The organism is Xanthomonas sp. 10-10, assembly GCF_040182365.1.
In the GTDB taxonomy this organism is placed as follows: Bacteria; Pseudomonadota; Gammaproteobacteria; order Xanthomonadales; family Xanthomonadaceae; genus Xanthomonas; species Xanthomonas arboricola_F.
Genome location: NZ_CP144460.1, coordinates 3,094,004 through 3,108,418, shown reverse-complemented (window position 1 = coordinate 3,108,418; position 14,415 = coordinate 3,094,004). Strand labels below are relative to the sequence as shown.

7 protein-coding genes are annotated in these 14,415 nt (G+C 64.7%); 4 read left to right on the top strand and 3 right to left on the bottom strand.

Features of this window, described 5'->3' with window-relative positions:
• Nucleotides 1-43: 43 nt before the first annotated feature.
• Nucleotides 44-2,818 carry a TonB-dependent receptor gene (locus VZ068_RS13060; protein WP_349655548.1) on the bottom strand — a complete coding sequence of 925 codons (2,775 nt, stop codon included), beginning with the start codon at nt 2,816-2,818 and terminating at the stop codon, nt 44-46.
• A gap of 308 nt (nt 2,819-3,126) precedes the next feature.
• Complete coding sequence (locus VZ068_RS13055; protein WP_349655547.1) at nt 3,127-5,208, bottom strand: glycoside hydrolase family 97 protein; 2,082 nt, start codon at nt 5,206-5,208, stop codon at nt 3,127-3,129.
• 241 nt (nt 5,209-5,449) lie between these two features.
• Here VZ068_RS13055 and VZ068_RS13050 point away from each other — a divergent pair, with 241 nt between their 5' ends.
• The 3 genes from VZ068_RS13050 to VZ068_RS13040 are packed head-to-tail and all read left to right on the top strand — an operon-like array spanning nt 5,450 to nt 10,784.
• The gene (locus VZ068_RS13050) at nt 5,450-7,636 is read left to right on the top strand and encodes a Six-hairpin glycosidase-like protein (protein ID WP_349655546.1); all 2,187 of its coding nucleotides are present in this window, start codon (nt 5,450-5,452) and stop codon (nt 7,634-7,636) included.
• Nucleotides 7,633-9,111, top strand: coding sequence for an MFS transporter (locus VZ068_RS13045; RefSeq protein ID WP_349655545.1), 1,479 nt, complete (start codon nt 7,633-7,635; stop codon nt 9,109-9,111). Before VZ068_RS13050 ends, VZ068_RS13045 begins: the two co-directional genes overlap by 4 nt.
• Nucleotides 9,111-10,784 carry an alpha-amylase family glycosyl hydrolase gene (locus VZ068_RS13040; protein ID WP_349655544.1) on the top strand — a complete coding sequence of 558 codons (1,674 nt, stop codon included), beginning with the start codon at nt 9,111-9,113 and terminating at the stop codon, nt 10,782-10,784. Before VZ068_RS13045 ends, VZ068_RS13040 begins: the two co-directional genes overlap by 1 nt.
• A 261-nt stretch (nt 10,785-11,045) precedes the next feature.
• Here the strand turns inward: VZ068_RS13040 and VZ068_RS13035 are convergent, their stop codons facing one another.
• Nucleotides 11,046-12,170 carry a LacI family DNA-binding transcriptional regulator gene (locus tag VZ068_RS13035; protein WP_349655543.1) on the bottom strand — a complete coding sequence of 375 codons (1,125 nt, stop codon included), beginning with the start codon at nt 12,168-12,170 and terminating at the stop codon, nt 11,046-11,048.
• 326 nt (nt 12,171-12,496) lie between these two features.
• Between VZ068_RS13035 and thrS the strand changes: the two genes are divergently transcribed.
• Nucleotides 12,497-14,401 (top strand): threonine--tRNA ligase, encoded by a 1,905-nt coding sequence (thrS, locus tag VZ068_RS13030; RefSeq protein ID WP_349657710.1) that lies wholly within the window; start codon nt 12,497-12,499, stop codon nt 14,399-14,401.
• The last annotated feature ends 14 nt before the right edge of the window (nt 14,402-14,415 follow it).

Genomic DNA, 14,415 nt, shown 5'->3' with positions numbered 1-14,415 from the left:
GGGGGAGAAGGGCTATAGCGCCACTGTTTGGTGCTGCAGCAGATCAGAACTTGTAGTTCACACCCAGCACGAAGGTGCGGCCCCATTCGATGTATTCGAGCGGGCGGTCCTTGGTTTCTGCATAGGTGCGATACGGCGAGTTGCTGAGGTTGCTGGCCTGCAGCAGCAGGGTCAGGCCGGTCAGGCTGCTGTTGTCGCTGAAGTTGTAGCTGATCTGCGCGTCGGTGATGTTTTCGCCGACCACGTAGCGCAGGGTGCGGTTGCCGTTGAAGTTGCCGATCTCGCCGATGAAGTCCGAGCGGCGACGTTGGCTGACGCGCGCTTCGAAGCCCTTGTGCTCGTAATACGCGGTGAGGTTGTACACGCGTTCGGACAGGCCGGGCAGGCTGATTTCGCCATCGCCCACGCTGGAGGCGCTTTCCGGGTCGCGGATCTTGACGTCGCTGTCGTTGAAGGTGGCGCTGGCCTGGATGCCGAAGCCTTCCAGCGGTGCGAACAGCAGGTCCAGGGGCAGCGATGCAGTGAGCTCGACGCCGCGCAACGTGCCGCCCTTGCCATTGAACGGTGCGCTGAAGGTGCCGGTGGTGAGCACCGGCGCCGAGCCCGGCGGCGGCACGTAGCCGGCAACCAGTGCGGAGAAGTCGTAGTTGTCGCGGCTCTGGGTGTAGATGTAGCTCTTCAGGTCCTTGTAGAAGAACGCAGCTGCCACATAGGCGCGCTCGGCGAAATATTTTTCGTACGAGAGGTCGATGGCGTTTGCACGCCAGGGGTCGAGCATCGGGTTGCCGCCGCTTGCGCCTGGCCGGCCGGTGGAGGTGTCCACGCCGAACTCCAGCGAGGCGCGTAGCTGGTCCACTCGCGGGCGTGCGACCTGTTTGGCCATCGCAAAGCGCAGCGTCTGCTCGTACGGGAACTGGAAGGCCAGATTCAGGCTGGGCAACCAGTCGCGGTACTTCTTGCCGTCGTCGATCGGGCGCACTTCGCTGCCAGGCGGTTGCGAGGCATCCCAGTAATTGGCTTGCGAGGATTGGTCGGCGCTCTGCAGCTGCACGCCGATATTGCCGCGAACACCCACTTCGCCCCATTCGGTATCGATGTTGGCGCGTAGCCAGGCGGTGGTGATCTTCTCTTCGACCGTCCAGGCCTTGGACACCAGGAACGAGGCATCGTCGCTGGGGTTGAATAGCATGTAGCGCGATACTGCGGCCGGTACGTTCCAGGCAGGCAGAGATCCGAGACCGGCAAAGCCGAGATTGACCGGGGCGTATTGCAGATCCGCCGCCACCGTGGCTTCGCCCTGCGCGCCCAGCGTGATGTTGCCTTCCGGCTGGGTCTTCTGTTTTTCGCGATTGGCGTAGTTGACGCCCACGTCCAGATCGGAAAACCAGCTCAGCGCTTCGGGCATGGGGAAGCTTGCCTGCAGGCGCGCGCCCTTCAGCACGTCTTCCACGCGTGGCACCTTGCCGTAGCCGGAGCCGTAGATGGTGTTGGTGAGGAACAGCTCGTCCGGATTGGAATAATTCATGCCCGGCGCCAGCTGCGAGAAGCCGTTGCCGGCGACCGACACTCCCACCGTGTCCAGTTGCGGCATGGGCGCCCGCTGGAGGTTGTTTTCCAGGTTCAGTTCGTCGCGCGTGGCCTTGGAGTAGTTCAGGTCGCCAACGATCTTGACCGCACCGGCAGTGATTTCGTTGTTCCAGCCAAATGCTTCGATCTTGTCTTCGCGCTTGTTGTACATGCCGCGCACCAGCGGATAGACGCCGCTGGCGGTGCCGCCGATGAAGCTGCCGTTGTCGTTGACGCGCACATCGGTGATGTTCAGGCCCGGCGTATAGCCGCCGTTGTAGTTGCTCAGGTTGAGCTCGAACTGGTTGGCCGTGTCGATCTGCTCGGCCTCGGTATGGAAGGCATCGAGCGTGCTGGTCCAGGCATTGGACGGGCGATACTGCAGCGTGGCCATGACGCCATCGCGCTTCTGGTTGCCGGTGCGTCGCAGCGCCTTGATACCGTCGGAGAAATACACGCCATCGGCGACGCCGGGGCGCTGGCGCTGTGCGTTGACCGGCTGCCAGGGTTCGTACAAACCCACCTGGTTCTCCTGGATCGGCATGTCGGTGTGGGCGTAGCCGATGGTCAGGCCGATGGTGCGGTCGGCGAACTGGTCGATGTAGCTGACATTGAAGCGGTTGCCGTAGGGGTCGACATTGGCGGCCTTGCCCAGCGAATTGCGCTGGTAACGGCCGCCGATGGCGATCACCCGCTCGTTGTAGCTGAGCGGGCGTGCGGTCTGCATGTCGACGGTGCCGGACAGGCCCTGGCCGACCAGGCCGGCGTCCGGGGTCTTGTAGACGGTGACGCCGCTGACCAGCTCGGACGGATACTGGTCGAATTCCACGCTGCGGTTATCGCCGGTGCTGACCACTTCGCGGCCATTGAGCAGGGTGGTGGAAAAGTCCGGCGACAGGCCGCGTACGCTGATCACCTGCGCGCGACCGGCCACCCGCTGCGCGGCCAGGCCAGGCAGGCGCGCAAGCGATTCGGCGATGCTGACGTCGGGCAGGCGGCCGATGTCTTCGGCCGAAATGGCTTCCACGATCGAGGTGGAATCACGCTTGACCGAGATGGCGCCTTCGATCGCGCGGCGCAGGCCGGTGACCTGGACCTTGTCCAACTCGGTGACTCCGCCGGCTGCTTGCTCGGACGCGGGTTGTTCGGTGCCGGTGGCTTGTGCAGGCGTTGCCGATTGCGCGGCAGCCAGCGTCGGTGCCATGGCAACGGCCAGGGCGATACTCAGCGCGGAGCGCTTGTGCTTCAACATTTTCCCCTCCCAGGTACATGTTGTTCTTTGATTTTTTGATCCGGCAGACGCCTGGATGTCATGCGGCGCACGCCCGGACGGACGTCACGACTGCAACGTATGGTAGACACCGCACCCGCATGCAAACGGCTGCTGCATACGTATTCAACCCGCACAACGGCAATGAAATCGATTCCACATGGCATATCCCGCGCACGAAACGGTCGCTGCCGGGGGCCCATCGTGCGATACGGGATCTACAGCAGTCGGGCGCCGCAGCGACGTGCAATCAATGGCGATGGATGCGGGGCAACGTTGCGAGGCATCACTCAACGGTTGCCATCCATCGGTACGAAGCGGATCGCTTGGCCTCCACCGGGGGCCAGGCGTAACTCCATGGTGTCGGTACTGCCGACCTGGCGCTCTTCGCGCACGAAGGCGAACGGGTTGCTCACGTAATCGGCGCCGTCGCCATCGCGATAGATCTGCGCGGTATAGCGCACGCCGGGTTCGAGAAAGCCCAGCGGCACCTGCAGCAGGCGACCGTATTCGTCGGTAATGCTGCCCAGGAACCATTCGCGGCTATGCCGATCCTTGCGCGCGATGGTCACGTAGTCGCCCACTTCGCCATTCAATGCGCGGGTCTGGTCCCAGTCCACTGCGACGTCTTCGATGAAGCGGAATGCGTCGCGATGCTGCAGATAATGCTCGGGCAGGTCGGCGGCCATCTGGATCGGGCTATACAGCGTCACATACAGCGCCAGTTGCCGCGCCAACGTGCTGGGGATGGCCTGGCCGTTGCGGCCCTTCAGGCTGACGATACCCGGCGTGTAATCCATCGGCCCGGCGAGCAGGCGCGTAAATACCAGGTTGACCTCGTGTTCCGGCGGATTGGGCGGCTGCCCCCAGGCGTTGTATTCCATGCCGCGCGCGCCTTCGCGCGAGATCCAGTTGGGATAGGTGCGGCGCAAGCCGGTGTCCTTGATCGGTTCATGTGCGTTGACGGCGATATGCCGCTCGGCGGCCTCGCGCACCACGCGCAGATGATGGCGCGCCATCCACTGGCCGTCGTGCCACTCGCGCAGCGGGGCGCCGCCTGCAGGGTTGCGTCGCTCCACCTGGCCGTCGTCGCAGACATAGCCGGTCTTGACTGAGTCCACGCCGAAGCGTGCGTACAGGTCCATCGCCTCGGCGATCTGGTCCTCGTAATGGTCCACTGCGCACCCCGTTTCATGATGGCCGATCAGATGCACGCCTTTGCCCGCGGCGTACGTGCTCAACGCGGGAAGGTCGAAGTCCGGCGTGGATCTTGCGAAATCGAAGCTACCTCCGTTGCCGAACCATTCGCCGTCCCAGCCCGGGTTCCAGCCTTCGACCAACACACCACGAAATCCGTGTGCGGCGGCAAAGTCGATGTAGCGCCGGGTCGTGGCGGTGGTGGCGGCGTGCTTGGGCCCGGTGGCCCAGGTCTGTTGGTTGAGATGCATCGACCACCACACACCGACGTACTTGGACGGCTTGACCCAGTCCACCTTGCCCAGCGCATTGGGCTCGTTGAGGTTGAGGATCAGGTTCGATTCCACCAGGCCGGTGGCCTGATCGGCGATCTGTAGCGTGCGCCACGGCGTATCGAACGGCAGGGTGCGGCGCACCTTCCAGCCTTCGGCTGCGGGCGATAACTGTGCGCGCAGGCGCTGGTCGTCGGTGCGACGCAGCCACATTCCCGCGTAGTCCACCAACGCCGCTTCGTGCAGTGCGAGATGCAGCCCGCTGTCGGTACGTAGCGTGAGCGGCGTGTGGGCCAGGGTGAGTTGATTCAGTGGCGTGCGGTTGTAGAGATACTCGTAATGGATCGGTTCGCCCGCCGGAATCCACCATGCATCGGCGTGTTGAGCAATGGCGAATTCGGTGAGTTCGTCGTCGACGATCGCTTCGCGCAGGCCGGCTTGTTCGGGAAAGTGATAGCGCAGGCCCAGCCCATCGTCGTAGACGCGAAAGACGACCTCGAAGCTACGCTGCGCACCGTCACGCTCGCCCAGGCGAACACGCAATTCGTTGTAGTGGTTGCGGACCAGGCGGGTTTCGCCCCAGGGTTGCTCCCAGGTGTCGTCATGACTCTGGCGTGTCTGCGACAGCACCACCAGTCCGCGGTCCAGGCGTCCGTCGCGCAGATTGAAACCCAGCCGTGAACGCTGCAGCACCGGCTGGCCCAGGCGTTGCACGCGGTAGTACGGCGTGCCGCCATCCAGCTCCAGGCTCACCTGCAGGATCTTGCCGGGCGAGGCGACATCGATCGTGGTGACCTCGGCATGCAGCATTGGCGCCACGCTCGCGATGCAGGCGAGCAACAGCAGGCGCGCGATCCAGCGCGCGCCCAGCGTCGAGCGTGCTCGACATGAAGACAGCGGCATATCCCCTCCCAAGGCGACCGATGCAGAAGCGGCGACTATGCAGCGCTACGCCGTGCAAGCGCCGTGCTGCATGCCCGTTGCTGCCATGAATACGTATGCAGTGGTGCGCCGGGGCAGGGTGCGCGTCTACCATGGCGTACGGCACCTGGGAGGGTCCGCGACCGTGGCACGCCCGTGCCGCGCACCACAACGCGTGCAACGAGGGAGGAAGGCTGACGGCGCGAGCCGTCTCGCCGCTTCGATGCTGAAGATGATCTGCATGGCTGCAACGTTCGGCGTTGCGGCAAGCTCGGCGGTATTGGCCGATGAGTTGGAATTTCAGGGGCGCCGCGCACAGGCGCAGGCGCTGGACGATGGCGGTTTCGTGTTGCGATGGCCGCAGGGCGAGCGCCGCATCGCGGCGCAGCCGATGCGCACGCACACCGCCAGCCCGATGTTCGACGCCTTGTTCGCGTTGGCCCAGCAGGAGTTGGCCGACGACCGTGTCGATGCGATCCGCGATCCGGCCTTCAACGCTGGCAAGCCGGTGCCATGCAAGTGCTTCGAGACCGGCGAACGCTGGCCGTATGTGTGGACCCGCGATGTCAGTTTTGCCGCCGATCTTGCGCTGGCGCGGCTGGAGCCGGAGCGCACACGCAATGCACTGCGCTTCAAGCTGTCGGCCGCACGCGACGGACGCACGCCTGGCGTGTTCGTTGCGCAGGATACCGGCTCCGGTGGCAGCTGGCCGATCAGCAGCGACCGGGTGGTGTGGTTTCTGGCCGCGCGCGGATTGCTGGACGACAAGGACTTTGCGCAAGACGTCTGGCAGGCGCTGCAGGCCACCCTTGCGCAGGATCGCGATGCGGTGTTCGATGCGCAGATCGGCCTCTACCGTGGAGAAACCTCGTTTCTGGACTGGCGCGAGCAAACCTATCCGGGGTGGACGCGCGAGAACGTGGGCTTCATCGCCGACTCGTTTGCGCTATCGACCAATGTGTTGCATTACCAGGCGCTGCGTCTGGCCGAGCAGCTGGCACGCCAGCATGGCGACGCACGCGCTGCCGATTACGCGCAGTGGGCCGATGCCTTGCGTCGGGCCATCGATGCACGCTTCTGGGATGCAGACAGCAGCCAGTATGTGAGTTATCTCGGCACCGCGGCGCATCCGGTGCGCTACGCCAAGGTCGATCTGCTGGGTGTGTCGCTGGGCGTGCTGGCCGATGTGTTCCCCGCAGAGCGGGCACGCACGGCGCTGCGCAATTATCCGGTGGTTGCCGGTGGCAGCCCGGTGGTGTGGCCGCAGGAGGCGGCGCAACCGATTTATCACAATCGCGCCATCTGGCCATTCGTCAGCGCCTACGCCTTGCGTGCAGCGCGTGCGCTGGACGATGCGCCACGCATCGCAGTTGAGCTGCAATCGCTGATGCGCGGCAGTGCGCTGGCTGGCTCCAACATGGAAAACTACGAGATGCAAAGCCTGGCCGTGCATGTGGAAGATGGCGCACGCAGCGGCCCGGTGGTGAATTCGCCGCGTCAGCTGTGGTCGGTTGCGGGTTATCTCTCCGCAGTGCTGGAAGGCGTGTTCGGTGTCTCTGCCGATGGCAGCGTCACCCCGAAATTGCCGGGTAGTCTGCTGCCGCTGCTGTTCGGCGAGCGCCAGCAGATCGTGCTGGAGCAGGGCGCACGGCGCTATGTCTTGCTGCGCCCCGTCAACGAAGAAGGCGACTTGCTGGTGGCCGGCCGCGTTACCCGGCAGGGCCAGACAACGCAGGTGCAGTTGGTCGGTCGCAAGGCCGATCTGGCCGCACTGCCGCAGCCGGTGCAGGTGTTTGCACCGCAAACGCCTGCGCTGCCGGTTGCGCTACGGCAGGGCGGTGGTCATCGCATCGCCATTCCCGCAGGCACGACGCTGTACATGGATGGCCGTGCGTTGGATGCAAGTGAACACTGGGATCTTGCCGGTGACGGCGTGTTGCATGTGCTCAGCCTGACCCGACGTGCGGCAGGCATCGAATCGCTGCACGGTCCTTCGTTGACGCTCGGGCCGGCGCAGGAACTGCGCGGTCACCAAGCCTGGAAATGGAAGCCGTCGCGTAGCGGCCCGCATCGGGTGTCGCTGCGCTATCGCAACGACAATGGCCCGATCAATACCGGTGTCACCGCGGCGGTAAAACGGCTGGTGCTGGAATGCCCGGGCAAACCCGCGCAATCGCACGTCATCGTGATGCCGCATAGCGTGGGCGAGCAGGTGTCCACGCAGGCGACGTTCGATGTGGTGGCCGGGCAGGCCTGCGCGTTTCGGCTAGACGATGGCTTCAACATGAGCGCACTGGCGCACTTTGCGCAGTACAACGGCGGCCGTGGCGGTCGCGACGGGGTGGTCAACACGGCACAGATCAGCGCGTTGATCGTCGGGCCGGCAGCCATCGGGGAGATCGCACTATGACCGCCAAACCACGCCTGAGCTTCTGGCAGATCTGGAACATGTGCTTCGGCTTTCTCGGCATCCAGTTCGGGTTTGCGCTGCAGAACGCCAATGCCAGCCGCATTTTCCAGACCCTCGGCGCGCAAGTCGACGATGTACCGGGGCTATGGATTGCCGCGCCGCTCACCGGGCTGGTCGTGCAGCCCATCATCGGGTATCTATCCGATCGTACCTGGACGCCCTGGGGCCGGAGGCGCCCGTATTTCATGGTGGGCGCGGTGTTCACTACGCTGGCGCTGCTGGTGATGCCCAACGCGCCCTTGCTGTGGATTGCCGCCGGCACGCTGTGGGTACTGGATGCATCGATCAATATCTCGATGGAGCCATTCCGCGCGCTGGTGGGCGACCAGCTGCCACCCGCGCAGCGCCCTACCGGCTATGCGATGCAGAGCTTCTTCATCGGTGTCGGCGCGATCGTGGCGAGCTTTCTGCCGTGGTTGCTCACGCGCTGGGGCGTTGCCAACGCCGCACCGCCGGGGCAACTGCCCGACAGCGTGCGCTACGCGTTCTACCTGGGCGCGGCGGTGTTGTTCCTCTCGATCGCATGGACAGTGCTGCGCACGCGCGAGTACAGCCCGGCGCAGCTGTCCAGCTTCGACGACGCGCACCCGCCTGCTGCAACGCACGCAGGCAGCGGTGCGCTGCCGTCGCGGGCATCAAGCGCGGCGTGGTGCGTTGCTGGCGTATTGCTGGCTTCGGCCATCGCCTGGCAGCACGGCGATCGCATGCTGTACGTGCTGGCCGGCCTGTGCATCGCCTATGGTGCGCTGCTCGCGTTGACGCGGCTGCTGCCGGGCGCCAGCATGCTGGTCGTCATCGTGCAGGACTTGCGCAGCATGCCGACGACCATGCGACGCCTGGCCTGGGTGCAGTTTTTTTCGTGGTTTGCGCTGTTTGCGATGTGGATCTACACCACGGCAGCGGTCACACAGGTGCACTTCGGCGCCGCCGATACGGTCTCGGCGGCCTATAACGATGGCGCGAACTGGGTAGGTGTGCTGTTCGGCGCCTACAACGGGTTTGCAGCGCTGGCAGCGTTGGTCATTCCCGTGTTGGTGCGTGCAGTCGGCCTGCGCTGGAGCCACCTGTGCAATCTGTGGCTGGGCGCTGCGGGCCTGCTGTCGATGTTGGTGATTCGTGACCCGCAGTGGTTGCTGCTGTCCATGCTGGGCGTCGGTTTTGCCTGGGCATCGATTCTCTCGCTGCCTTACGCCTTGCTGTCCGACAGCGTGCCCGCCGCCAAGATGGGCGTGTACATGGGCATCTTCAATTTCTTTATCGTGATTCCGCAGTTGGTCGCTGCCAGTGCGCTGGGCTTTGTGCTGCGCGTCTGGTTGGGCGGCCAGCCGATCTATGCATTGGCCATCGGCGGGCTCAGCCTGTTGGTCGCGGGCGTATGCGCGGTGCGGGTCCCCGTCGCCTCGGGAGGGCAGTGATGCGTAGTGCGATCTATGTGGCGTTGACGATGTATGCGGGCGTGGCATGCGCCGCACCTGCCTCCAGGGAGTATTACGGCACCCTGGAGCCGTTCGCCGCCGATGCGGTGTACTTCGTGGTCACCGACCGTTTCGTCAACGGCGACCTGGGCAACGATCAGCGCGAGCAGGGTGGTGCGCATCGCACCTTCGATGTGCCCACGCCGTGCGCCGATGGCAGCGACGACAACATCGGCTACGTTGGTGGCGATTTCAAAGGCATCGTCGATCACGCCGACTACATTCGCGACCTGGGGTTCGGCGCAGTGTGGATCACGCCGATCGTCGACAACCCGGACCAGGCATTTACCGGCGGCAAGCCGATCACCTGCGGCAGCACGCTCAGCGACCACGGCAAGACCGGCTATCACGGTTACTGGGGCGTGAACTTCTACAAGCTCGACGAGCATCTTCCTAGCCCGGGCCTGGATTTTGCCGGCTTCACTCGCGCCATGCATGCCAACCAGCTGAAGGTGGTGCTGGATATCGTCGGCAATCATGGCTCGCCGGCTTACACCATGCCGGTGGCGCAGCCAGGTTTCGGCAAGCTCTACGATGCGCGCGGTCGCCTGGTTGCCGACCATCAGAATCTGCCGCCCGCGCAACTGGACCCGCAGCACAACCCATTGCATGCCTTCTACAACACAGGGGGTGGTCTGGCGGAATTGTCCGACCTCAACGAGAACAATCCGGCGGTGCTGGATTACCTGGCCGGTGCCTATCTGCAATGGATGGAGCTGGGGGCCGATGCGTTCCGTATCGACACCATCGGCTGGATGCCGGACCGCTTCTGGCATGCCTTCGTTGCGCGCATCCGCGAAAAACGCCCGGGATTTTTCATGTTCGGCGAAGCGTTCGATTACGACGCCGACAAGATTGCCGGCCACACCTGGGCACGCAACGCCGGCGTGAGCGTGCTGGATTTTCCGTTGAAGCAGCAGCTGTCGGACGTCTTCGGCCACGCGCAGGCGGGCTTCGAACAGCTCGCCGGGCCGTTGTTTCTGCGTCAGGGGCCTTACGCCAACCCGTACGAGCTGATGAGCTTTTACGACAACCACGACATGGCGCGGCTGGACGCCAGCGACACCGGTTTTATCGATGCGCACAACTGGTTGTTCACCGCGCGCGGTATCCCGGTGATCTATTACGGCTCGGAAATCGGCTTCATGCGTGGACGCGCCGAGCATGCGGGCAACCGTAATTACTTCGGCGTGGAGCGCATCAAGGCCGCACCGCAAAGCCCGATCTTCGGCCGGCTGCAACAGATCGCCCGCCTGCGCCGCGACACTCCGGCACTGCAGCGCGGCGTGCAGGTGGATGTGCTGCTGCGCGGAAACCAGGCGGCGTTCTTTCGCGTCTACCAGCACGCGGGTACCAGCCAGACCGCGCTTGTGCTACTGAACAAGGGGGATGCGGCGGCGGAAATCGAAGTGACGCGCTTTCTGCAGCCTGGTACCTGGCGCGACGCGATGAGCGGCGAGCAGGTGCCGGTGCAGGGGCGCTTGCGGCTTCCGGTGCCCGCGCACGGCGTGCGCGTACTGCTGTCGGATGCGCCGATCACCGATCCCGCATTGCGCAAGCGACTCGACGCACAGATGGCCGATCAAGCCGCGCGCGACGCCCGCAACAGGTAGGAGCGCACCTGGGCTTGCCGGGAACGCCCCGTCGCGCCCGGGTGCGCTCCTACGAAGCATTCAATGGCCGCGACGAGATTTGCAGCCCGCCACGCATGCATTGGCGTATCTTCTTTGGATACGCCGATCACCGAGCGAGCTGCGCGCTCCTACAACGGGTTCGGCGGATCGCGATCGATCCTGCAGCCAGCCATGCATGCTTTAACGATTCCCGATTCCCGATTCCCGATTCCCGATTCCCGATTCCCGAATCCCGAATCCTCAGCGCCCAGCAACTCCGCTGGCTCCCTGTCCGCACATCGCGTCACCGGACTCCGTTGCCGGCGACGGCGTCCAACCCAGCGGCGGCTGCAGCCCGTTGCTGCGCGAGGAATCGCGCAATGCCAGGCGCACCGGGATCGTGCGGCTCTGCGCCGCTTCGCCACGGATCAGCGCGACCAGGCTTTCCACCAACAGCGTGCCGGCCTGCTTGGTGTCCTGCTGCACGGTGGACAAGGCAGGCGCAACCGATGCCGCCAATGCAATATCGTCAAAACCGCTGATCGCCACGTCCTGCGGCACACGCAGGCCGCGTTCGCGCAGGGCACGCATCGCACCGATCGCGATCAGGTCGCTGGCCGCGCAGACCGCGTCGAATGCCTTGCCGCTGTCCAGCAGCGCCAGGCATGCCGCATGCCCGGACGACTCGGTGGTGATCGCATCGAACTGCAGCCCGGCATCGGCGACCAGATCCTGCTGCGCCAGTGCCGCGACATGGCCCCGGTAGCGTTCTTCGAATTCGGGATAGTGGTTGGACGCGTGGCCCAGAAACGCGATCCGTCGACACCCCTGCGCCAACAGGTGCTCGGTGATGTCCAGCCCGCCCTGATAATTGTCGCTGCCGATCGAAATGCCCGGCTGGCCCGGCAGCGCCGCGCCCCAGCGGACGAAATGCGTGCCTTGCTCGACCAGCAGCTGCAACCGCTGGCGCGATTGCTGGTAGTCGCCATAGCCCAGCAAGATGATGCCGTCGGCCTTGTTGCTGTCCTCGTAATCGGCCTGCCAGTCCTTGGACAGCTGCTGGAACGATACCAGCAGGTCGTAGCCCTGCAGCGCGCAGGCGCGGGTGATCGAGCCCAGCATCGAGTGGAAGAACGGGTTGATCAGCGAATCGTCGGCGGTGGGGTCTTCGAAGAACAGCAGCGCCAGCGTGCCGGCGTTGCGCAGCCGCAGCGAGGAGGCGTTCTTGTCGACCTTGTAGTTCAGTTCGCGCGCGATGCGCAGGATGCGCTTGCGCGTTTCCTCGTTGACCATCGGGCTGCCGCGCAACGCGCGCGAGACGGTCGGCTGCGATACACCGGCCAGATAGGCGATATCCAGCGAGGTGGCTTTACCCTTGATGGTCATGGTCGGCAACGGCAGGACAAGTGGCCGGCATCATGCCACGCGCCCGGCGGCGCCGTGCCGCCCTGCACAGTGGCCGCCTGATTGGTTTACCATTCATGCCCAAGACCCCTTGCGAGAAGGTGGCCCGCGCTTCGCGCCGGCCCAGCGTGCGACATGAGCACTACCACCGCCCACCGTTGACCCGGACCGGCCCCTGCGCAGCTAGCGCCCGCGTGCCGTTGTCTTCCGCAGCACTTCTCGTTCTTCTCTTTCCGAGCCTGTCCAGCAGTGGGCAGATCTCCCATGGCAGCGGACCGCTGCAGCCAGCCCAGACCCCATTCTTGCCCATGATCAATATCACGCTCCCCGACGGCAGCCGCCGCGAATTCGAATCCCCCGTCTCGGTGATGCAGGTCGCCCAGTCGATCGGCGCCGGCCTGGCCAAGGCCACCATCGCCGGCCAGGTCGATGGCCAGCTGGTCGACGCCAGCGACGTCATCGACCACGATGCCAGCCTGCGCATCATCACCGCCAAGGACGCCGAAGGCGTGGAGATCATCCGCCACTCCTGCGCGCATCTGGTCGGGCATGCGGTCAAGCAGCTGTACCCGGAGGTCAAGATGGTGATCGGCCCGGTCATCGCCGAAGGCTTCTACTACGACATCTACAGCGAGCGCCCATTCACGCCGGACGACATGGCCGCGATCGAGCAGCGCATGCAGGAACTGATCGCGCAGGATTACGACGTGATCAAGAAGGTCACCCCGCGCGCCGAGGTGATCGAGGTGTTCGCCCAGCGCGGCGAGGAGTACAAGCTGCGCCTGATCGAGGACATGTCCGAGGACATCACCGCGATGGGCCTGTACTACCACCAGGAATACGTGGACATGTGCCGCGGCCCGCACGTGCCCAACACGCGCTTCCTCAAGGCCTTCAAGCTGACCCGCATTTCCGGCGCCTACTGGCGCGGCGATGCCAAGAACGAGCAGCTGCAGCGCATCTACGGCACCGCCTGGGCCGACAAGAAGCAGCTGGACGCCTACATCCTGCGCATGGAAGAGGCCGACAAGCGCGACCATCGCCGCATCGGCAAGCAGCAGGACCTGTTCCATCTGCAGGAAGAGGCGCCCGGCCTGGTGTTCTGGCATCCCAAGGGCTGGTCGCTGTGGCAGGTGGTCGAGCAGTACATGCGCAAGGTCTACCGCGACAGCGGCTACGGCGAGGTGCGCTGCCCGCAGATCCTGGACGTGTCGCTGTGGCAGAAGTCCGGCCACTGGGACAACTACCAGGACGCGATGTTCTTCACCGAGTCGGAGAAGCGCACCTACGCGGTCAAGCCGATGAACTGCCCCGGCCATGTGCAGGTGTTCAACCAGGGCCTGCACAGCTACCGCGACCTGCCGATCCGCTACGGCGAGTTCGGCGCCTGCCACCGCAACGAGCCCTCCGGCGCGCTGCACGGCATCCTGCGCGTACGCGGCTTCACCCAGGACGACGGGCATGTGTTCTGCCTGGAATCGCAGATCGAAGCCGAAGTCACCGCCTTCCACCAGCAGGCACTGGCGGTGTACACCGCGTTCGGCTTCGAGGACATCGAGATCAAGATCGCGCTGCGCCCGGAAAAGCGCCTGGGCGACGATGTGACCTGGGACAAGGCCGAAGCCGCGCTGCGCAGCGCGCTGGGCGTGTGCGGGGTGGAGTGGCAGGAGCTGCCGGGCGAGGGCGCCTTCTACGGCCCCAAGATCGAGTACCACCTCAAGGACGCCATCGGCCGCACCTGGCAGCTGGGGACGATGCAGGTCGATTTCATGATGCCCGGCCGCCTCGGCGCCGAGTACGTGGACGAGCACAGCCAGAAGAAGCATCCGGTGATGCTGCACCGGGCCATCGTCGGTTCGATGGAGCGGTTCATCGGTATTTTGATCGAGCACCATGCCGGCGCCTTCCCGTCCTGGCTCGCCCCGGTCCAGGTCGTTGTCGCCAACATCACCGACGCTCAGGCTGAATATGTGGACTCGGTTCGGAAAACCCTTGCAAATCAAGGCTTCCGTGTCAACGCCGATTTGCGTAATGAGAAGATCGGTTATAAGATTCGCGAGCATACGCTGCAACGCGTGCCTTACCTGCTCGTGGTCGGTGACCGCGAGAAGGAAAATGGCGCGGTCGCTGTGCGGACGCGTTCGGGGGAGGACCTCGGGACCATGTCGGTCTCCGCCTTCATCGAACGCCTGCAGGCAGAGCAGGCAGCGTGAGCCAACCCCGGCCG